The organism is Streptomyces sp. DSM 120436 (genome assembly GCF_055778765.1).
The window spans coordinates 1,751,392-1,772,045 of the sequence record NZ_JBSKBS010000002.1 but is presented as its reverse complement, the minus strand read 5'-3'; the positions used below and the strand labels follow the sequence as shown (position 1 = coordinate 1,772,045).

18 protein-coding genes are annotated in these 20,654 nt (G+C 73.9%); 9 read left to right on the top strand and 9 right to left on the bottom strand.

Annotated elements, in window-relative coordinates; translation table 11 throughout:
• Positions 1 to 35 precede the first annotated feature (35 nt).
• Both lpdA and ACWH4W_RS30155 read right to left on the bottom strand, forming a co-directional pair.
• A complete protein-coding gene (gene lpdA / locus ACWH4W_RS30160) occupies positions 36 to 1,424 on the bottom strand; it encodes a dihydrolipoyl dehydrogenase (RefSeq protein ID WP_198602576.1) in 1,389 nt (462 codons plus the stop codon).
• Between the two features lie 226 nt (positions 1,425 to 1,650).
• Complete coding sequence (locus tag ACWH4W_RS30155; RefSeq protein WP_473078969.1) at positions 1,651 to 3,189, bottom strand: leucyl aminopeptidase; 1,539 nt, start codon at positions 3,187 to 3,189, stop codon at positions 1,651 to 1,653.
• Between the two features lie 341 nt (positions 3,190 to 3,530).
• On the opposite strand from ACWH4W_RS30155, the gene ACWH4W_RS30150 reads away from it, so the two are divergent.
• On the top strand, positions 3,531 to 4,328 hold the full coding sequence (locus tag ACWH4W_RS30150; RefSeq protein WP_473078968.1) for an endo alpha-1,4 polygalactosaminidase: 798 nt from the start codon (positions 3,531 to 3,533) through the stop codon (positions 4,326 to 4,328).
• Here ACWH4W_RS30150 and ACWH4W_RS30145 read toward each other — a convergent pair.
• Positions 4,288 to 4,893, bottom strand: coding sequence for an RDD family protein (locus ACWH4W_RS30145; RefSeq protein ID WP_473078967.1), 606 nt, complete (start codon positions 4,891 to 4,893; stop codon positions 4,288 to 4,290). The genes ACWH4W_RS30150 and ACWH4W_RS30145 overlap by 41 nt on opposite strands.
• A gap of 83 nt (positions 4,894 to 4,976) precedes the next feature.
• Complete coding sequence (locus ACWH4W_RS30140) at positions 4,977 to 5,768, bottom strand: adenosylcobinamide-GDP ribazoletransferase (RefSeq protein WP_473078966.1); 792 nt, start codon at positions 5,766 to 5,768, stop codon at positions 4,977 to 4,979.
• A gap of 60 nt (positions 5,769 to 5,828) precedes the next feature.
• Here ACWH4W_RS30140 and ACWH4W_RS30135 point away from each other — a divergent pair, with 60 nt between their 5' ends.
• Positions 5,829 to 6,569 (top strand): hypothetical protein, encoded by a 741-nt coding sequence (locus ACWH4W_RS30135; protein WP_473078965.1) that lies wholly within the window; start codon positions 5,829 to 5,831, stop codon positions 6,567 to 6,569.
• 169 nt (positions 6,570 to 6,738) lie between these two features.
• Here the strand turns inward: ACWH4W_RS30135 and cobT are convergent, their stop codons facing one another.
• Complete coding sequence (cobT, locus tag ACWH4W_RS30130) at positions 6,739 to 7,803, bottom strand: nicotinate-nucleotide--dimethylbenzimidazole phosphoribosyltransferase (protein WP_473078964.1); 1,065 nt, start codon at positions 7,801 to 7,803, stop codon at positions 6,739 to 6,741.
• A gap of 222 nt (positions 7,804 to 8,025) precedes the next feature.
• Here cobT and ACWH4W_RS30125 point away from each other — a divergent pair, with 222 nt between their 5' ends.
• Positions 8,026 to 9,075: a class I SAM-dependent methyltransferase gene (locus tag ACWH4W_RS30125; RefSeq protein WP_473078963.1), complete on the top strand. Its 1,050-nt coding sequence runs from the start codon at positions 8,026 to 8,028 to the stop codon at positions 9,073 to 9,075.
• Between the two features lie 323 nt (positions 9,076 to 9,398).
• Here ACWH4W_RS30125 and ACWH4W_RS30120 read toward each other — a convergent pair whose 3' ends face one another.
• Complete coding sequence (locus tag ACWH4W_RS30120) at positions 9,399 to 10,598, bottom strand: bifunctional adenosylcobinamide kinase/adenosylcobinamide-phosphate guanylyltransferase (protein WP_473078962.1); 1,200 nt, start codon at positions 10,596 to 10,598, stop codon at positions 9,399 to 9,401.
• Positions 10,599 to 10,714: 116 nt separating this feature from the next.
• Between ACWH4W_RS30120 and ACWH4W_RS30115 the strand changes: the two genes are divergently transcribed.
• The gene (locus ACWH4W_RS30115) at positions 10,715 to 10,960 is read left to right on the top strand and encodes a hypothetical protein (protein ID WP_473078961.1); all 246 of its coding nucleotides are present in this window, start codon (positions 10,715 to 10,717) and stop codon (positions 10,958 to 10,960) included.
• 93 nt (positions 10,961 to 11,053) lie between these two features.
• On the opposite strand, the gene ACWH4W_RS30110 is transcribed toward ACWH4W_RS30115, so the two are convergent.
• Positions 11,054 to 11,731, bottom strand: coding sequence for a class I SAM-dependent methyltransferase (locus ACWH4W_RS30110; RefSeq protein ID WP_473079294.1), 678 nt, complete (start codon positions 11,729 to 11,731; stop codon positions 11,054 to 11,056).
• A gap of 86 nt (positions 11,732 to 11,817) precedes the next feature.
• Positions 11,818 to 12,456, bottom strand: coding sequence for a DUF3043 domain-containing protein (locus ACWH4W_RS30105; RefSeq protein WP_473079293.1), 639 nt, complete (start codon positions 12,454 to 12,456; stop codon positions 11,818 to 11,820).
• A gap of 255 nt (positions 12,457 to 12,711) precedes the next feature.
• Here ACWH4W_RS30105 and ACWH4W_RS30100 point away from each other — a divergent pair, with 255 nt between their 5' ends.
• The 5 genes from ACWH4W_RS30100 to ACWH4W_RS30080 all read left to right on the top strand — a co-directional run bounded on the left by ACWH4W_RS30100 (position 12,712) and on the right by ACWH4W_RS30080 (position 19,172).
• Complete coding sequence (locus tag ACWH4W_RS30100) at positions 12,712 to 13,545, top strand: PspA/IM30 family protein (protein WP_473078960.1); 834 nt, start codon at positions 12,712 to 12,714, stop codon at positions 13,543 to 13,545.
• Positions 13,546 to 13,565: 20 nt separating this feature from the next.
• Complete coding sequence (pspAA, locus tag ACWH4W_RS30095) at positions 13,566 to 13,847, top strand: PspA-associated protein PspAA (RefSeq protein WP_473078959.1); 282 nt, start codon at positions 13,566 to 13,568, stop codon at positions 13,845 to 13,847.
• A 109-nt stretch (positions 13,848 to 13,956) separates the two neighbouring features.
• Entirely contained in the window at positions 13,957 to 15,180 is a 1,224-nt protein-coding gene (locus tag ACWH4W_RS30090) for a sensor histidine kinase (protein ID WP_473078958.1), read from the top strand.
• A gap of 22 nt (positions 15,181 to 15,202) precedes the next feature.
• On the top strand, positions 15,203 to 15,916 hold the full coding sequence (locus ACWH4W_RS30085) for a response regulator (protein WP_473078957.1): 714 nt from the start codon (positions 15,203 to 15,205) through the stop codon (positions 15,914 to 15,916).
• A 136-nt stretch (positions 15,917 to 16,052) separates the two neighbouring features.
• On the top strand, positions 16,053 to 19,172 hold the full coding sequence (locus ACWH4W_RS30080; RefSeq protein WP_473078956.1) for an efflux RND transporter permease subunit: 3,120 nt from the start codon (positions 16,053 to 16,055) through the stop codon (positions 19,170 to 19,172).
• Between the two features lie 82 nt (positions 19,173 to 19,254).
• On the opposite strand, the gene nadA is transcribed toward ACWH4W_RS30080, so the two are convergent.
• Complete coding sequence (gene nadA / locus ACWH4W_RS30075) at positions 19,255 to 20,439, bottom strand: quinolinate synthase NadA (RefSeq protein WP_473078955.1); 1,185 nt, start codon at positions 20,437 to 20,439, stop codon at positions 19,255 to 19,257.
• Positions 20,440 to 20,654 lie beyond the last annotated feature (215 nt).

Sequence of the window (20,654 nt, the reverse complement as noted above, 5' to 3'; positions counted from 1 at the left end):
GAAGTCTGTGTCGTCGCGCCCGGTGACTGAGGGCGTCAGTCGTGGGAGTGCAGGGGCTTGCCGGCCAGGGCCAGGTGGGCCTCGCCGAGCGCCTCGTTCTGCGTCGGGTGGGCGTGGATGAGCTGGGCCACCTCGGCCGGCAGCGCCTCCCAGTTGTAGATCAGCTGGGCCTCGCCGACCTGCTCGCCCATACGGTCGCCGACCATGTGGACGCCGACCACCGCACCGTCCTTGACCTGGACGAGCTTGATCTCGCCCGCGGTCTTCAGGATCTTGCTCCTGCCGTTGCCCGCCAGGTTGTACTTCAGAGCGACGACCTTGTCCGCGCCGTAGATCTCCTTGGCCTTGGCCTCGGTGATGCCGACGGAGGCGACCTCCGGGTGGCAGTACGTCACCCGCGGGACACCGTCGTAGTCGATCGGGACGGTCTTCAGACCGGCCAGCCGCTCCGCCACCAGGATGCCCTCGGCGAAGCCGACGTGCGCGAGCTGGAGCGTCGGGACGAGGTCGCCGACGGCGGAGATCGTCGGGACGTTCGTGCGCATGTACTCGTCGACCAGGACGTAGCCGCGGTCCATCGCGACCCCGGCCTCCTCGTAGCCCAGGCCCTGCGAGACCGGGCCGCGGCCGACGGCGACGAGCAGGACCTCGGCCTCGAACTCCTTGCCGTCCGCCAGGGTGACCTTGACGCCGTCCTGGGTGTACTCGGCCTTCTCGAAGAAGGTGCCCAGGTTGAACTTGATGCCGCGCTTGCGGAACGCGCGCTCGAGCAGCTTGGAGCTGTTCTCGTCCTCGACCGGGACGAGGTGCTTCATGCCCTCGATGATCGTGACGTCGGTGCCGAACGACTTCCACGCGGACGCGAACTCGACCCCGATGACGCCGCCGCCCAGGACGATCGCGGACTTGGGCACGCGGTCCAGGACCAGGGCGTGGTCGGAGGAGATGATCCGGTCGCCGTCGATCTCCAGGCCCGGCAGCGACTTCGGCACGGAGCCGGTCGCCAGCAGGACGTGGCGGCCCTGGACGCGCTGGCCGTTCACGTCGACGGAGGTGGGGGAGGACAGCCGGCCCTCGCCCTCGATGTAGGTGACCTTGCGGGAGGCGATCAGCCCCTGGAGACCCTTGTACAGGCCGGCGATGACGTCGTCCTTGTACTTGTGGACGGCCGCGATGTCGATGCCCTCGAAGGTGGCCTTCACACCGAACTGCTCGCTCTCGCGGGCCTGGTCGGCGATCTCACCCGCGTGCAGCAGGGCCTTGGTGGGGATGCATCCGTTGTGCAGGCAGGTACCGCCGACCTTGCCCTTCTCGATCAGGGCGACGTCCAGGCCCAGCTGCGCCCCGCGCAGGGCCGCGGCGTACCCACCGCTGCCACCGCCGAGGATCACTAGGTCGAAAACGGTGCTGGCGTCGTTCGCCACGTCACGTCCTCCATGCATTGCGCCACGCCGGTCTCCAGTGACCGGTCGGCGGCTGGTGTCCGGCCGCTCTATGTTCTCGGCCCTTGTGTGGGGCCCTGTCCTGCCGAGCCCTATCCTCGCACTTGTCGGGGCCGTACGAGACGCCGGGCCGTGGTGTGAGACGTCCCACTCCCCGGTGACGGGGCCCCGTCGCACCCGCGTACGAGGCCCCTCACCCGAGGACGCGTCAGCTCAGCTCGCCGGCGGCGGCCCGCTCCGCCAGCCGCACCAGCGTGCGCACCGCGCTGCCCGTCCCGCCCTTGGGCGTGTAGCCGAAGGGGCCGCCCTCGTTGAAGGCCGGACCGGCGATGTCGAGGTGGGCCCAGGTGATGCCCTCGCCGACGAACTCGCGCAGGAACAGGCCGGCGACCAGGCCGCCGCCCATCCGCTCGCCCATGTTGGCGATGTCGGCGGTCGCCGACTCCATGCCCTTGCGCAGGTGCTCCGGCAGCGGCATCGGCCAGGCCGGCTCGCCCGCCTCCTCGGCGGCCTCGTGCACCGCGGCGCGGAAGCCGTCGTCGTTGGCCATGATGCCGAAGGTGCGGCTGCCCAGCGCCAGCATCATGGCGCCGGTCAGGGTCGCCACGTCCACGATGGCGTCCGGCTTCTCCTGCGAGGCCGCCCACAGCGCGTCCGCCAGGACCAGCCGGCCCTCGGCGTCGGTGTTGAGCACCTCGACGGTCTTGCCGCTGTACATGCGCAGCACGTCGCCCGGACGGGTCGCCGAGCCGGAGGGCATGTTCTCGGCCAGCGCCAGCCAGCCGGTGACGTTGACCTCCAGGCCGAGGCGGGCGGCAGCGACGACCGCGGCGAACACGGCGGCGGCGCCGCTCATGTCGCACTTCATCGTCTCGTTGTGGCCGGCCGGCTTGAGCGAGATGCCGCCCGAGTCGTAGGTGATGCCCTTGCCGACCAGGGCGAGGTGCTTCTTCGCCTTGGACGAGGTGTACGACAGCTTCACCAGGCGCGGACCCGAGGCGGAGCCGGCGCCGACGCCGAGGATGCCGCCGTAGCCGCCCTTGGCGAGGGCCTTCTCGTCGAGCACCTGCACCTTGATGCCGTGCTCCTTGGCCGCCGCCTGGGCGACCGCCGCGAACGCCTCGGGGTTGAGGTCGTTCGGCGGGGTGTTGATCAGGTCGCGGGCGCGGTTGAGCTCCTCGGACACGGCGACGGCGCGCTCGAGGGCCGCCTTGAACGCCTTGTCGCGGGACTTGCCGCCGAGCAGCACGGCCTCGGCGAGCGGGGCCTTGCCGTTCTTGCCGTTCTTCGCGTCGCCCTTGTCCTTGTACGCGTCGAAGGAGTACGCGCCGAGCAGCACGCCCTCGGCGACCGCGCCGGCGTCGGCGGCGTCCGCCACGGGCAGCGCGAACGCGGCCTTCTTGGCGCCGGCGAGCGCCCGGGCGGCGACGCCGGCCGCCTTGCGGAGCGCCTCGGCGTCGTAGCCGGAGTCCTCCTCGGGCCGGGCGCCGAGGCCCACCGCCACCACGAGCGGCGCCTTGAGGCCGGCCGGCGCGGGGAGCTTGGTCACCTCGCCCTCGGCACCGGACGCGCCGAGGGTCTCCAGAACACCGGCCAGGTTGCCGTCGTACGCCTGGTCCACGGCCTCGGCGCCCGGTGCGACGACGGGTCCTCCGGGCGTGGACGCGGAGCCCTTGGCGACACCGATCACGATCGCGTCGGCGCGCAGGCCGGCGACCGCGGCGGTGCTGAGAGTCAGAGCAGTCACGGTGGTGAATTCTCGCTTCCGATGTGAAGTTTCAGTGGCCGAAGGGTGTGGGTCGACCGGGCCCGGCAGCCGACCCTAATCGTGATGTCCGGGTGCGATCCCGTCGGGGCCTCCCCCGGTGCGGCGAACACTCGGCTCCGAGCCTACGCGCGTGTGCGCCCGCTCTCATGGCCGGTGCGCACCCGCCCCGGCGCGGCGGGTGCCCCGCGGCGGGCCGGGAATGCCCCGGGCCGGCCCGTGCGGTGTCCGGATCGCGACCCGGGGTGCGGACGACCGGGCGATCATGGGGGTGCCGCCGCGCCACCGGGGCGCGGCGGCCGTGAGCCCTGGAGGAGCGTCCGGTGAGAGGAGTGCGCGCGGTGGCCGTCCTGCTGGCCCTGGTGCTGACGGGGTGTGCCGGGGGTTCGGGCGGCGCGGACGCGGAGCCGTCGCCGTCGGGGGAGTGGTGGCGGCCGCGGCCCGGCGTCGCCTGGCAGTGGCAGCTCAGCGGCCGCCTGGACACCGCCGTCGACGTCCCGGTGTACGACATCGACGGCTTCGACCACTCGGCAAAGACGGTCGCCCGGCTGCACCGCGACGGCCGCAAGGTCATCTGCTACCTGTCCACCGGCGCCTGGGAGGACTTCCGCCCGGACGCGGACGGCTTCCCGGAGTCGGTGCTCGGCCGGGGCAACGGCTGGGAGGGCGAGCGCTGGCTCGACATCCGCCGCACCGACGTCCTGGAGCCGCTGATGGCCGCACGCCTCGACATGTGCCGCGACAAGGGATTCGACGCGGTGGAACCGGACAACATGGACGGCTACCGCAACCGCACCGGCTTCCCGCTCACCGCCGCCGACCAGTTCCGCTACAACCGGCTGATCGCCCGCCTCGCGCACGAGCGCGGCATGGCCGTGGGCCTGAAGAACGACCTGGACCAGATCCCGGACCTGGTCGGCGACTTCGACTTCGCGGTGAACGAGCAGTGCGCCCAGTACGGCGAGTGCGAGGAGCTCACCCCGTTCGTCGAGGCGGGCAAGGCCGTCCTCCACGCCGAGTACGAGCTGCCCACCGCCCGCTTCTGCGCCGACTCCCGCCGTCTGAAGCTGAGTTCACTGCTCAAGAGGTACGAACTCGACGCGTGGCGGCGAACCTGCTGAGCTCCACGGAGGCCACCGAGGTGCCGGCCACCCGGTCGGCGAGGGAGCGCCGCCGCGCGCCCAGCACCGGCAGCGCGTTCAGCAGGAACAGCGCCACCGCGACCAGCCACACCAGCACCGACAGCAGGATCTCGCCCTCGATCAGCAGCACACAGGCCACCGCGTACACGGCGACGTCCGTGGCGGTCGTCACCGCCGCGCGCAGCGCCGCCCGGCGGGGCGTGCGCGGGGTGACCTCCAGCCCGGTGAGGGCCTTGCCGGCGGTCCGTCCGGCCAGGGCGAGGCACGCCCACTGGTAGAGGAAGGCGGCGACGGCCAGCAGCCCGAACGCCTGCCGCACGTACCCCACCGACGTGTCCCACAGCGACGTGCCCAGACCGGCGGAGGCGTCCAGCACGTCCCCGCGTGAGGTGAGCAGGTCGAAGCCGCCGCGCGCGGCCAGCCCGGGCACGTCGGTCACCAGGGCGGAGATCCGGCTGAAGGTGAGCACCGCCAGCAGCGAGGCCAGCCCCGCCACCAGCGCGAAGTCGATCACCCAGGCCGTGGCACGACGCGATGCCGACATCAACGCCCCCCGTTCGTCCGCCGATTCGAGCCCACAGGCTAGCGGCGGGGCGCGTGTGCCCCCAGGGGGACGCGAAGATCGTTTCAGGCCAGTGACATGACGACGAGCGCGGTCGTCGCCGCCGTCTCCGCGACCCCGCCGAACACGTCGCCGGTCACCCCGCCGAACCGCCGGACGCAGCGCCGCAGCAGCAGTTCGGCTGCGCCGGCCGCCCCCGCCACCGCGAGCCCGGCGCGCAGCGCGTCGTGCGCCCCGAGGACCGCGCCCGCACCCGCCAGCAGCCCCGTCGTCAAGGCCGCGGCGACCACCGCGCCCCGCACCGGCACCGCTCCCGCGACCGTCGCGCCCAGCCCCTCCGGCCGGGCGGCCGGCACGCCGGTGCGCGCGGCCAGGGTGAGGGCGAGCCGCGCCGCGACCGCCGACACCACGGCGGCCAGCGCGCCCCGTGCCCAGGAGCCGCCGTACGCCTGCGCCAGCGCGGCCACCTGCGCCAGCAGGACGAGCACCAGGGTGAGCACCCCGAAGGGGCCGATGTCCGACTGCTTCATGATCCGCAGCGCGTCCCCGGCGGGCTTGCCGCTGCCCAGTCCGTCGGCGGTGTCGGCCAGCCCGTCCAGGTGCAGCCCCCGGGTCAGCGCGGCCGGCACGGCGACGGAGGCCACGGCGGCGAGCAGCGGCCCCGCCCCGAGGAACAGCAGCACCACTCCCGTCGCGGCGGCCACGACCCCCACCACCAGACCGGCCGCGGGCGCGCAGAGCATGCCCGCCCGCGCGGCCGGACGGTCCCAGCGGGTGAGCCGGGCCGGGAGCACGGTGAGGGTGCCGAAGGCGAAGCGGAGGCCGTCGGCGGGGGAGGCGGGGGAGGGCTCGGGCACCGGCGCAGAGTACCCGGCGGTCAGCAGGGCGTCGCCCACGGACGTGCATAAAGTACGCATATGGGACAGTTGTTGGAGCGGAACATCATCGAGCCGGGCAAGCTCCCGCTGCTCCTCGCGCTGACGGCCTTCGTCCTCACCTTCGTGGTCACCCGGATCGTCACCCGGCTGATCCGGGCCGGCAAAGGCCCCTTCGGCAACGTCACCGCGGGCTCGGTGCACATCCACCACGTGGTGCCCGGCGTCATCCTCACCGTCGTCGGCGGCTTCGGCGCGGTGGCGAGCGGGGGGCGCGGCCTCGGTCCGTACCTCAGCGCGGTGCTCTTCGGCATCGGCGCGGGGCTCGTGCTCGACGAGTTCGCGCTGATCCTCCACCTGGACGACGTGTACTGGTCCGAGGCCGGACGCAAGAGCGTGGAGATGGTCGTGCTGACGGCGGCGCTGGTCGTCCTGCTGCTGGCCGGGTTCGCGCCGTTCGGCGTCAACGACCTCTCCCAGGAGGAACTCCAGAACCGCGCGGGCGCGCTGACCGGCCTCGCCGTCAACTCCGGCTTCGCGCTGATCGCCCTGAGCAAGGGCAAGGTGCGCCTCGCGGTCTTCGGGGTGATCGTCCCGGTCGTGGCGCTCATCGGCTCCCTGCGGCTGGCCCGCCCGGGATCCCCGTGGGCCCGGCGCTTCTACCGCCACCGCCACCGGGCCCGGGCGAAGGCCCTCCTGCGCGCCTACCGCCACGACCGCCGCTGGTCCCGCCCCGCCCGAGCCGTCGGGGACTGGCTGGGCGGCAAACCGGACCGCCCCTGAAGAGGGGCGCGGGGAACCGCGCGGAACGGCGGATCAGGCCCGCCCGCCCCCGGAGACACGGGAGGCGCCGCCCCCAGGGACGCGGGGACCTGCGCAGAAGGGGTCCGCGGGGCGCTGCCCCGGGGACGGGAAGGGGCGGCGGGGGCGGAGGAACGCCCCCGGACCCACCTCACTCGCCCTTGGCGACCTCCTGCCGCACGGGCAACTCCGCCGCCAGAACCCCCGCGGCCCGCACCAACGGCAGCGCCAGCAACGCCCCCGTGCCCTCCCCCACACGAACCCCCTCCGCCAGCAACGGCTCCAACGCCATCCGGTCCAGCGCCTTCGCCTGCCCCGGCTCCCCGCTCGGGTGCGACGCCAGCCACCAGTCCGGCGCCCGGAACGCCACCCGCTGCGCCACCAGCGCACACGCCGCCGTCACCACCCCGTCCAGCAGCACCGGCAGCTTCCGCACCGCGCTCTGCAGCAGGAACCCGGTCATCGCGGTGAGGTCCGCCCCGCCCACCGTCGCCAGCAGCCGCAGCTGGTCGCCCAGCACCGGCCGCGCCCGGCGCAACGCGTCCCGGATCGCCGCGCACTTGCGCATCCACGCCAGGTCGTCGATCGCCAGGCCGCCGCGCCCGGTCACCACCGACGCGTCCGTCCCGCACAGCGCCGCCACCAGCACACCCGCCGCGGTCGTGCCGCCGACGCTGACGTCGCCCAGCACCACCAGGTCCGTACCGGAGTCGGCCTCCTCGTCCGCCACGGCCATCCCCGCGCGGAACGCCGCCTCGGCCTCCTCCGCGGTCAGCGCGTCCTCGACGTCGATGCGCCCGCTGCCGCGCCGCACCCGGTGGCGCACGACGTCCTCGGGGAGCGACGCCGGGTCGCAGTCCAGGGACATGTCGACCACCCGCACCGGCACGTCCAGTCGCCGCGCCAGCACCGAGACCGGGCGGGCGCCCTCCAGCACGTCCCGCACCAGCTCCACGGCGGTGCCCGCGGGACGCGCGGAGACCTCCAGCTCGGCGATCTTGTGGTCGCCCGCGAACAGCACCACCCGCGGCCGCTCCACCGGCCGCACCGGCACCGCGGACTGCGCCGCGGCCAGCCACTCACCCAGGTCGTCCAGGCGGCCCAGCGACCCGGGCGGCACCACCAGGCGGGACCGGTGCTCCTCGGCGTCGCGGCGCACCCCGCCGTCCGGACGCTCGATCAGATCGGTGAAGTCGTCGAGATTAAGCGAGCTCATTCGCCGAACAGTACCGGCCCCCGTCGAACACCCCGGAGCGCCGGTCGTCCCCGCGTTCGCGCCCTCACCCCCACCACGCCGCCCCGGCGGCGATCCACCCCGCGAGACCCTCCCGTACGTAACGTTTTGCCCGGTGATGCCGGAGATACCTCCGACCGTCCCCGACCGTCCCCGCACGTCGCGCCACCCGCGTGCCGTACGCCCTCACGCCGGGAGCCGCCCATGTCCGCCACCGCCCCCGACACCGCGTTCCCCGTCCCGCACGGCTCCGCCCGGGTGCACGAACCGCGCCGCCCGGACTGCCCCTGGTGCGGCTCCGCACGGCTGCGCACCCGGCTGAGAACGGGAGACCTGCGCCGGCACCGGCCCGGACTGTTCACCGTCGACGAGTGCCGCGACTGCGGGCACACCTTCCAGAACCCCCGGCTCACCCCCGAGGGCCTGGCCTTCTACCGGCGGGCGGTGCGCGGCGCCCCCCGCGACCCCGCCACCGAGCGGGTCCTCGCCCTGCACGCCGTACGCCACCGCCGCCGCGCCGCCGCCCGCGCGATGCTGCCCTTCGGCGAACCGGAGAGCTGGCTGGACGTCGGCACCGGGCTCGCCCGCTTCCCGGACACCGCGCGGGAGTTCTTCCCGTACACGGCGTTCGACGGCACCGACCTCACCGCGCGCGTGGCGCGGGCCCGTGAGCTCGGCCGGGTCGAGGAGGCGCACGTCGGGCCACTGACCGACCCCGCGCTGCGGGCCCGGCTGACCGGCCGCTACGACGTGGTCAGCCTGCTGCACCACCTGGAGCGGACCACCGACCCGCGCGCCGAACTGCACGCCGCCCTCGACGCCCTGCGCCCCGGCGGGCACCTGCTGATCGAGACGCTCGACCCGCGCTGCGCGTACGCCGCCCTGTTCGGCCGCTGGTGGCTGCCCTACGACCAGCCGCGCCGCCTGCACCTGCTGCCCCGCCGCAACCTCCGCGAGGAACTCGAGGCACGCGGCTGCGAGATCGTCACCGCCGGCCACCGCGCCGCCCACGTGCCGCACGACCTGGCCGGCCTCGCCGCCCTCGCCCTCTCCCACGCCCTCCCCGCCCCGGACACCCCCTGGCGATCCGTCCCGCCGTCCCCGGGCCGGCAACGCCTGCGCGCGGTCCTCCTCCGCGCCGGCACCCCCCTGGTGATCGCGGCGGCGGCGACGGACCTGGCCCTGTCCCCCCTGATCCGCCACAGCCCGTTCGCCAACGCGTACCGCGTGATCGCCCGCAAGCCGAAGCGGTGACCGGCCGGCCGTACCACGACCCGGGACGCACGGTCCGTCGGGCCGGTGCCGGGCGTCTCGCCGGAGAGCCCCGCCCCTGGCGCCGGGGGTCCGCCGTCGCGCCGTCCGCGTGGGCCGGGACCGTCGACCGGGAGCCGGCGCCGGGTGACCGGCGGGGGAGGCGGTGGCGCCGGGGGTCCGCCGTCGCGCCGTCCGCGTGGGCCGGGAGTGCCGGCTGCGGGCCGGTGCCGGGTGACCGGCGGGGGAGGGCAGGGCGGCGAGCCGACGGTCATCCGCTCACCCGGGCGGGACGCCGGCGCCCCGCCGCCCCGGCCGCTCCCGCCTCACCCGCGCAGCACCAGCGCCTGCCCCGCCACCACCAGCAGTACCTGCTCGCACTCCCGGGCGAACGCCGCGTTCAGGCGGCCCAGTTCGTCGCGGTAGCGGCGGCCGGAGGCGGTGGCGGGGACGATTCCCGAGCCGACCTCGTTGGAGACCGCGACCACCGTGCGGCCGGTCTCGCGGACCGCGTCCGTCAGGGTCCGCACCCGCTCCCGCAGGGCGCGCTCGCCGCCGTCCGCCCACTCCGCGTCGTCCCACGCGCCCACCGCGTCCATCGCGTCCGTCAGCCACAGCGACAGGCAGTCGACCAGGAGCGGCGGGCCGTCGTCCGCGAGCAGCGGCACCAGGTCGCAGGTCTCCACGGTCCGCCAGGACCCCGGCCGCCGCTCCTGGTGCGCGGACACCCGCGCCGCCCACTCGGTGTCCCCGTTGCGGGAGCCGCCGGTCGCCACGTACAGCACCTCGGGGAACGACTCCAGGCGCCGCTCCGCCTCCACCGACTTGCCCGACCGCGCCCCGCCCAGCACCAGCGTGCGCCGCGGCACGTCGGGCACGTCCTCGTACGCGCCGACCTCCAGCGTGGTCCCGTCCGGCACGGCGCGCGCCCCCGCCGTCGCGAGCCGGCGCCGTACCTCGCCGCCCGGCGGCACGTCGTGGTCCAGGTGCGCGGCGATCACGTCCGTGGCCGGCACCACCGCGCCCGCCTCCCGCAGCCGCGCCAGCGCGTCCGGGCGGCCCACGACGTCCAGCACCACCATCGCGTACGGCTCGGCCGGCGCCTCAAGACCGGCCGGGGCGCCGCCCGGCGGCAGATACAGCAGCCGCTGCCCGTCCGGGCCGGTCACCGCGTACCCGGTGCCGGGCGCGTCCAGCGCGACCGCCCGCACCCGGTGCCCGGTCAGCAGCGTCAGCTCCCGCCCGTCCGGCACCCGGCCCGGCCGCGGCAGCCCGGCCGGCACCTCCACCGCGGGGCCGTCGTGCGGGTGCGACAGCAGCACCTGGCGCACCCCGCCCAGCGAACGCCCCGCACGGGCCGCGGCGAAGGCCGCGCCGGGGGTCAGGTCGAGCAGCAGCGCGCCGTCCACCAGCAGCGAGGTGGCCGCCCGCGCGTCCGGTCCGAGCGCGCACGCGCACGCCGCGCAGGGACAGTCGGGGCGGGGCAGTCCCGCCGGGGCGCCGGTGCCGAGCAGAGTCAGTTCCACGCCCCGATTCTCGCCCTTCCCCACAGCCGATGCCCGTCCGACTACGCTCTCGGTCAGGAGCCGGACCGAGATCCGGCTCCCGCTGTGCAGTGAGCTCACACGCTTGGGAGGCGTACATGGCGGCATGGACGTGGCGGTTCGAGAAGGCCGACGGGACGCAGGTCGAGCCCGCGGTGCCGCCGGAGGAGTTCTCCACGCAGGGGGACGCCGAGTCCTGGATCGGGGAGAACTGGAAGGCCCTTCTGGAGGGCGGCGCCGACCGGGTGCGGCTGCTGGAGGACGACACCGAGATCTACGGCCCGATGAGCCTCCACGCGGACGGGACGACGGCGGAGACCGAGAGCGCCGACGAAGGGGCGTGAGCCGAGGCCACCGGGCCCGGGCCACCCGAGGACTCCGGAGCCGAGGTCACCCAGACCGATGGCTCCGGAGCCGAGGCGTCCGGGGCCGAGACCTCAGCCCCGGACCCCGCACAGGTGCAGCAGCGCGGCGACCCCCCGGTACGGGTCCGTCCGCCCGGCCCGTTCCTCGACCGCCAGCACCGCGTCCAGGTCGTCCGGCAGCACCACGTCGTCCGCCACCGTGTCCGTGAAGACCCGCACGCCGTACCAGGTGTGCAGCGGCGCCCCGATCCCCGCGAGGGTCGACGTCAGCCGCTTCAGCCCGAGCGACGCCGTCGGCGGGCAGAACGCCGCCAGCGCGCCCGCCCAGTCGCCGGACAGCCCCGCCCGCATCGCCGCCGCGTCGCCGTTGCGCACGAGCAGCGACAGCATCCCGCCGGGCGCCAGCATCCGGGCCACCCCCGCGAGCAGCGCGTCCGGCTCCTCCACGTCGCCCGTGAGCACGCCGTGACAGAGCACGACGTCGAAACTGCCCGGCAGGAAGTGCACCCCGGTGTCCCCGGCGTGACCCTCGATGATCCGCATCCGCTCCCGGATGCCCTCGGGCTCCCCGGCGAACGTCTCCCGGGCGGCCGCGATCGACGCGGCGTCCTGCTCGACGCCCGTCACCTGATGGCCGGCCCGGGCCAGCCGCAGCGCCTGCGCGCCCCGGCCCATGCCCACGTCGAGCACCCGCAGCCGCTTCCCGACCGGGAAGCGGCCGACTATCTGCTCCTCCAGCTGGCGGGCCACCAGCTCCTCACGGACGACGTCACGCAGCCGGCCGGGCCCGCTCACCGGGCCCGGCGCCGCCGTACCGTGCGCGAACGGGGTGGCGCTCAGGGCCGCTCCCCGCGCTTCACCTGGGGCTTGGGCAGCCGCAGCCGGCGCATCTGGAGCGTGCGCATCAGCGCGTAGGCGACCGCGCCGCGCCGCTTCTCGTCCGGGAAGCGCTCGGCGAGCGCCTTCTTCAGCCGGAAACCCGTCACGACCGAGTCGAGCACGATCACCGCGATGACGACCAGCCACAGCAGCAGCGCGACGTTCTGCAGCTGCGGCACCGGCACCATGCTCAGCACGAGGATGACCACGGCCAGCGGCAGGAACCACTCGGCGATGTGGAAGCCCGAGTCCACGTAGTCACGGGCGAACCGGCGCACCGGGCCCTTGTCACGCACGGGCAGGTACCGCTCGTCGCCGCTGGCCAGCGCCTGGCGCTGACGCTCCAGCGCGGCACGGCGCTCCTCGCGCTGGCGCTTGGCGGCCTCCTTGCGCGACATCGTCGTGTTGGCCACGCTGCGGCGCTGCGACTGGGCCACGCTGCGCTTGGGTGTGGGGCGGCCCTTGGGGGCCTCGGGATGACGGGGCTGATGGGAGTCGGTCACCGTCGCCTTGTCGGCGACCGGTGCCTTCTCTTCCTTGGCGCGGCTACGGAACACAAAACCCAAGGGTACGGGGTGGCCGGGGTTGGACCACAGCCCCGCGGGGAACGATCCGGCAACACCGGACGTCTCTCCTAGGACAGATGGGGACGTAGCGGGGTCTCCGGGACGACCGGCGGCCGCCACCCGGGAACCACCTACTCCCTGCGCCGGATCAGGAGGGTACTCAGTCGTCCTTGGGGATGAGCGCATCAGTCCCCGGACAGTGCGGTAATGGATGCAGGGCCCGTACTGTGGGTTCTGTCGCAGTCACTGGAGCTGGAGTCCGTCAGAAGGGGGCGCGCGAAGCCCATGAGCGGTGTCATGAAGCGTATGGGGATGATCTTCCGCGCGAAGGCGAACAAGGCCCTTGACCGGGCCGAGGACCCGCGCGAGACCCTCGATTACTCGTATCAGAAGCAGCTGGAGCTGCTCCAGAAGGTCCGCCGGGGCGTCGCCGACGTGGCGACCAGCCGCAAGCGCCTGGAGCTCCAGCTCAACCAGCTCCAGTCCCAGTCGGGGAAGCTGGAGGACCAGGGGCGCAAGGCGCTCGCGCTCGGCCGCGAGGACCTGGCGCGCGAGGCCCTTTCCCGCCGCGCCGCGCTCCAGCAGCAGGTGACCGACCTGGAGACGCAGCACGCCACGCTCCAGGGCGAGGAGGAGAAGCTGACGCTGGCCGCGCAGCGCCTCCAGGCCAAGGTGGACGCCTTCCGCACCAAGAAGGAGACCATCAAGGCCACCTACACGGCCGCCCAGGCGCAGACCCGGATCGGCGAGGCCTTCTCCGGCATCTCCGAGGAGATGGGCGACGTCGGCCTGGCCATCCAGCGCGCCGAGGACAAGACCGCCCAGCTCCAGGCGCGGGCCGGCGCGATCGACGAGCTGCTCGCCTCCGGCGCCCTCGACGACCCGTCCGGCATGCACAAGGACGACATCCAGGCCGAGCTGGACCGCCTCTCCGGCGGCACGGACGTGGAGCTCGAACTGCAGCGCATGAAGGCCGAGCTGGCTGGGGGCACCTCCCAGGCCATTGGCTCCGGGGGAGGCGGCTCCGCCGACCGCCAGGCCCTGGAGGGCGGCCAGGGTCAGGCCCAGCCGCAGGCACAGCAGCAGCCGCAGGACACCCCGCGCTTCGACAAGCAGTAGCCCACGCCGAGGAGGGCGACATGATCGTACGGATCATGGGGGAGGGGCAGGTGACGCTGGCGGAGAGCCGGCTCCCCGAGCTGGACAGGCTGGACGAGGAACTGCTCGCCGAGATGGAGAACGGCGACGGGCCCGGTTTCCGCGCGACGCTGCGGGCACTTCTGAACAAGGTGCACGAGCTGGGCGAGCCGGTGCCGGACGACTCCCTGGAGCCGTCCGACCTCATCCTCCCGTCCCCCGACGCCACCCTCGAGGAGGTCCGCGACCTCCTCACCGACGACGGCCTCATCCCGGGGACCTGAGGCGTCCCCGGGACCACCCGGTCCGACCGTCCGCGAGAAGGCCGTCCGCAGAGAGGGGGGAACCGGGGCCGCGCCGCACGGGCGTCCGCTCCGGTCACCGCAACCAGCCGTGAGCACCCTGACACGCGCCCGGCGCCGGGCGCGGGCCCACCCGGCCGCCGTGGACACGGCGCTGGCCGCCGGCGTCCTGCTGTGCATGGTCGCCGGCTCCTTCGTCGACCCGCACGGCCCCGACGGGGTCCGCTGGGGCCTGCGCACCCCGGACGCGCTCAGCCTGGTCCTGATGACACTCGGCGCCGCCGCGCTCGTCCTCCGGCGCCGCGCACCCCGCACGGTGCTCGGCGTGACCGGCGGCCTCTCCGTCGTCGAGTCCGTCACCGGCGACCCCCGCGCCCCCGTCGCCATGTGCGCGGTCGTCGCCCTCTACACGGTCGCCGCCTCCACCGACCGCCCCACCACCTGGCGGCTCGGTCTGCTCACCACGACCGTCCTCACCGGCGCCGCGATGGCCGCCGGACCCCTGCCCTGGTACGCCCAGGAGAACCTGGCGATCCTCGCCTGGACCGGTATCGGCGCCACCGCGGGGGACGCCGTCCGCAGCCGCCGCGCGTTCGTCCGGGCCATCCGGGAGCGCGCCGAACGGGCCGAACGCACCCGCGAGGAGGAGGCCCGCCGCCGGGTCGCCGAGGAGCGCCTGCGCATCGCCCGCGACCTGCACGACGTGGTCGCCCACCACATCGCCCTGGTCAACGTCCAGGCCGGGGTCGCCGCCCACGTCATGGACAAGCGGCCCGACCAGGCCAAGGAGGCCCTCGCCCACGTCCGTGCGGCCAGCCGCCACGCGCTCGGCGAACTGCGCGCCACCGTCGGCCTGCTGCGCCAGTCCGGCGACCCCGAGGCGCCCACCGAGCCCGCCCCCGGCCTCGACCGCCTCGACGAGCTCGCCGTCACCTTCCGCAACGCCGGTCTCCGCGTCGAGGTGGCCCGCGCCGACCAGGGCACCGAACTGCCCGCCGCCGTCGACCTGGCCGCGTACCGGATCGTCCAGGAGGCGCTGACCAACGTGCAGAAGCACGCCGGGACCGGCGCGCGCGCCGAGGTCAGCGTCGTGCGCGTCGGACCGCACATCGAGGTCACCGTGCTCGACGACGGCGGCGACGGGGGCCACGCCCCCACCCCCGGCGGCGGGCACGGACTGCTCGGCATGCGCGAACGCGTCACCGCGCTGCGCGGCACCCTCACCACCGGCCCCCGCTACGGCGGCGGCTTCCGCGTGCATGCGATCCTTCCCGTCGAGCCCCGCACCTCCACCGTCCCCGGCAGCCGCCCGTGACCGACGCCCCGCTGGAGCCCGCATGACGATCCGCGTCCTGCTCGCCGACGACCAGGCCCTGCTGCGCAGCGCCTTCCGCGTCCTGGTCGACTCCGAGCCGGACATGGAGGTGGTGGGCGAGGCGTCCGACGGCGCCGAGGCCGTCCGGCTGGCGCGCGAACACCGGCCCGACGTGGTCCTCATGGACATCCGCATGCCCGGCGCGGACGGGCTCGCCGCCACCCGCGAGATCAGCTCCGACCCCGCGCTCGACGGGGTGCGGGTGGTGATACTGACGACCTTCGAGGTCGACGACTACGTGGTCCAGTCGCTGCGGGCCGGCGCCTCCGGCTTCCTCGGCAAGGGCTCCGAGCCCGACGAGATGCTCCACGCGGTCCGCGTCGCCGCCGGGGGCGAGGCGCTGCTGTCCCCGCAGGCCACCAAGGGCCTGATCGCCCGCTTCCTCGCCCAGGACGGCCCGCCCGGCCCCGACCGCGACCCGGAGCGCGCCGAGCGGCTGGACTCGCTCACCGTGCGCGAGCGGGAGGTGCTGGTGCAGGTCGCCGGCGGTCACTCCAACGACGAGATCGCCGAACGCCTCGAGGTCAGCCCGCTCACCGTGAAGACCCACGTCAACCGCGCCATGTCCAAGCTGGGCGCCCGCGACCGGGCCCAGCTCGTGGTGATCGCCTACGAGTCCGGGCTGGTCCGTCCGAGGACGGACCGGCCGCAGTCGGGTGTACTGCGGCCGGAGTAGGCGCCGCGGGAAGATATCGGACCTCGGGACCACGGATCCGACCCGGCCCATGCCCCAGGGTGTGGAGCGGGCCGCTCACTGTGCGCGCGCCCGTCTGCCGGACCTTCGCCGCTCCACGGAAAAGAGACCCTGACCCATGTCCTGGCTGTCCAGATTCAGCCTCGCGCAACGGGCGCTGATCGGACTGATGTCGATCATCGCGCTCGTCTTCGGGGCGATCGCGATACCCCAGCTCAAGCAGCAGCTCCTGCCCACCATCGAACTGCCCATGGTCTCCGTGATCGCGCCCTACCAGGGCGCGTCGCCGGACGTGGTGGAGAAGCAGGTCGTCGAACCCATCGAGGACAGCCTGGAGGCCGTCGACGGCATCTCCGGCGTCACCTCGACGGCGAGCGAGGGCAACGCCGTGATCATGGCGTCCTTCGACTACGGCAACCACACCCAGCAGCTCGTCGCCGACGTGCAGCAGGCCGTCAACCGGGCCGGCGCCCGGCTGCCGTCCGGGGTGGACCCGCAGGTCGTCGCCGGCTCCACGGACGACATCCCGGCCGTGGTGCTCGCCGTCACCTCCGACAAGGACCAGCAGGCGCTCGCCGATCAGCTGGACCGCACGGTGGTGCCCGCGCTGAAGGGCATCGACGGCGTCGGCCAGGTCCTGGTGGACGGCGTACGGGACCTTCAGGTCACCGTCGTGCCCGACGACGCGAAGCTCGCCCGGGCGGGCCTCACCACGGCGTCCCTCGCCCAGGCCCTCCAGGCCGGCGGCGCCACGGTCCCGGCCGGCTCCTTCGACGAGAACGGCGCCAACCGCACTGTCCAGGTCGGCGGCGGCTTCACCTCGGTGCGGCAGATCCAGGACCTGATGGTCACGGCCGGCCCCGGCGAGGGCAAGCCGGTCCGCCTCGGCGACGTCGCCACCGTCCGGCAGGAGGAGGCGGGTTCCGCCTCCCTCACCCGCACCAACGGCAAGCCCAGCCTCGCCGTGCTGGCCACCATGGACCACGACGGCAGCGCGGTCGCCATCTCCGAGGCCGTGGAGAAGAAGCTGCCCGGACTGCGCGAGGACCTCGGCGACGGCGCCACCCTCACCGTGGTCGCCGACCAGGGCCCCGCGGTCTCCAAGGCCATCGAGGGCCTGACCACCGAGGGCGCGCTCGGTCTGGTCTTCGCCGTGCTGGTGATCCTGGTCTTCCTCACGTCGGTCCGCTCCACCCTCGTCACCGCGGTGTCCATCCCGCTGTCGGTGGTGCTCGCGCTGATCGTGCTGTGGACCCGTGACCTGTCCCTGAACATGCTGACCCTGGGCGGTCTGACCATCGCCATCGGCCGGGTCGTGGACGACTCCATCGTCGTCCTGGAGAACATCAAGCGGCACCTCGGCTACGGCGAGGAGCGCCACGCCGCGATCATGAAGGCGGTGCGCGAGGTGGCCGGCGCGGTCACCTCCGCCACGCTCACCACCGTCGCCGTCTTCCTGCCGATCGGCCTGGTCGGCGGCATGGTGGGCGAGCTGTTCGGCTCCTTCAGCCTCACCGTCACCGCCGCGCTGCTGGCGTCCCTGCTGGTGTCGCTGACGGTCGTGCCGGTGCTGTCGTACTGGTTCCTGCGGCCGCCGAAGGGCACCCCGGAGGACGCCGAGGAAGCCCGCCGGCTGGCCGAGGAGAAGGAGGCCAGGAGCCGCCTGCAGCGCACCTACGTGCCCGTGCTGCGGTTCGCCACCCGGCGCCGGCTCGCGAGCCTGGCCATCGCCGTGGTCGTGCTGATCGCCACCTTCGCCATGGCCCCGCTGCTGAAGACCAACTTCTTCGACGCGGGCGAGCAGCAGGTCCTGACCGTCCGCCAGGAGCTGGAGCCCGGCACCAGCCTGGCCGCCACCGACGCCCAGGCGAAGAAGATCGAGAAGCTGCTCTCCGACACCGAGGGCGTCGAGGACTACCAGGTGACGGTCGGCTCGTCCGGCTTCCTGGCGGCCTTCGGCGGCGGCACCGACACCAACCAGGCGAGCTACCAGGTCATGCTGGAGGAGTCCGCCTCCTCCGACGAGGTGCGGGACAGCATCGAGAAGGGCCTCGCCGGACTCGACGGCATCGGCACCACCCTCGTGGCGGCCGGTGACGGCTTCGGCGGCCAGGACGTCAGCGTGACCGTCAAGGCGGCCGACGCGCAGGTGCTGCACAAGGCGGCCGGGCAGGTCCGCGACGCGGTGGCCTCGCTGGACGACGTCACGGACGTCACCAGCGACCTGGCGCAGAGCGTCCCCCGCATCTCGGTCGAGCCCACCGACAAGGCCGCCGCGGCCGGCTTCGACGCCCAGAGCCTCGGGATGGCCGTCGCCCAGTCGGTGAAGGGCACCCCGGCCGCCAAGGCGGTCCTCGGCGACGCGGAGCGGGACGTCGTGATCCGCTCGGCGCGGCCCGCCACGACCGTGGAGCAGCTGCGCGACCTGCGCCTCGGCCCGGTGAAGCTGGGTGACATCGCCACCGTCCGGCTGGTGGACGGCCCGGTCTCCATGACCCGGATCGACGGCCAGCGCGCGGCGACCGTCACCGCCCGCCCGGTCGGCGAGAACACGGGCGCCGTGGGCACGGAGCTCCAGAAGAAGATCGACGAGCTGACGCTGCCCGCGGGTGCGACGGCCGAGATCGGCGGCGTGACCGCGGACCAGGACGAGGCCTTCGTCAACCTGGGCCTGGCCATGCTGGCCGCCATCGCCATCGTGTTCATGCTGCTGGTCGGCACCTTCCGGTCGCTGGCCCAGCCGCTGATCCTGCTGGTGTCCGTCCCGTTCGCGGCGACCGGCGCGCTCGGCCTGCTGCTGCTCACCGGCACCCCGATGGGCGTCCCGGCGATGATCGGCATGCTGATGCTGATCGGCATCGTGGTCACCAACGCGATCGTGCTGATCGACCTGATCAACCAGTACCGCGCGCAGGGCCACGGCGTCATCGAGGCCGTGATCGAGGGCGGCCGGCACCGACTGCGGCCGATCCTGATGACGGCCCTGGCGACGATCTTCGCCCTGCTCCCGATGGCGCTCGGCGTCACCGGCGAGGGCGGCTTCATCGCCCAGCCGCTCGCGGTGGTGGTCATCGGCGGCCTGATCACGTCGACCCTGCTCACCCTGCTCCTGGTCCCGACGCTCTACGCGATGCTGGAACTGCGCAAGGAGCGCCGCGCCCAGCGGCGCGCGGCCAAGCGGCAGGCGGCCGCCCGGCCGGAGTCCTCCTCCGACGAGGCGGCCGCGGCGCAGGTCTGACCCCGCGGGACGCACGAGGGCCCTCGCCCGGCACCGGAAGGTGCCGGGCGAGGGCCCTCGCCGTGTGCGCCGTGCGCCGGAGTTACGGCAGCGCCAGCATGCGCTCCAGGGCCAGCTTCGCGAAGGCCTCCGTCTCCTTGTCGACCTCGATGCGGTTGACCAGGGTGCCCTCGGCGAGGGACTCCAGGGCCCAGACCAGGTGGGGGAGGTCGATGCGGTTCATGGTCGAGCAGAAGCAGACCGTGCGGTCGAGGAACACGATCTCCTTGTCCTCGGACGCGAAACGGTTCGCCAGGCGCCGGACCAGGTTCAGCTCGGTGCCGATGGCCCACTTGGAGCCGGCCGGGGCCGCCTCCAGGGTCTTGATGATGTACTCGGTCGAGCCGACGTAATCCGCCGCGGCCACGACCTCGTGCCGGCACTCGGGGTGCACCAGGACGTTGACGCCCGGGATGCGCTCACGGACCTCGTCGACCGAGTCGAGGCTGAAACGGCCGTGCACCGAGCAGTGGCCGCGCCACAGGATCATCTTCGCCGCGCGCAGCTCCTCGGCGGTCAGGCCGCCGTTCGGCTTGTGCGGGTTGTAGACGACGCAGTCCTCCAGGGACATCCCCATGTCCCGCACCGCCGTGTTGCGGCCCAGGTGCTGGTCGGGGAGGAAGAGGACCTTCTCGCCCTGCCGGAACGCCCAGTCGAGCGCGCGCCTGGCGTTCGACGAGGTGCATATCGTGCCGCCGTGCTTGCCGGTGAAGGCCTTGATGTCGGCGGAGGAGTTCATGTACGAGACGGGGACGACCTGCTCGGCGATCCCGGCCTCGGTCAGCACGTCCCAGCACTCGGCCACCTGCTCGGCGGTGGCCATGTCCGCCATGGAGCAGCCGGCCGCGAGGTCCGGCAGGACCACCTTCTGGTCGTCGCCGGTGAGGATGTCGGCGGACTCGGCCATGAAGTGCACACCGCAGAACACGATGTACTCGGCCTGCGGGCGCGCGGCCGCGTCCCGCGCCAGCTTGAAGGAGTCGCCCGTGACGTCGGCGAACTGGATGACCTCGTCCCGCTGGTAGTGGTGGCCGAGCACGAAGACCTTGTCCCCGAGCTTCGCCTTGGCCGCGCGGGCGCGCTCCACCAGGTCCGGGTCGGACGGCGAGGGGAGGTCGCCGGGGCACTCCACACCGCGCTCGCTCCTCGGGTCGGCCTCACGGCCGAGGAGCAGCAGGGCGAGGGGCGTCGGCTGAACGTCGAGCTCCTGGGTCTGGGCGGTGGTCACGACACGCACCCTTTCTGTTCTGGCGACTTCTCGTCGAATTGACGCTATCTATCATAACCGGTTCACGTCACTTTGACGATGGCCATAGCGTCCATGTGACGTGAATCCCGGCGGCCGCCCGTGCGTTCCCCCGGGGCCCCGCGAGCGACGGTTTCCGCTCCGCACGGCGTGTGCGAGCATGAGGAGGGAGCCGAGGAAAAGACGCGCCCGGCCCG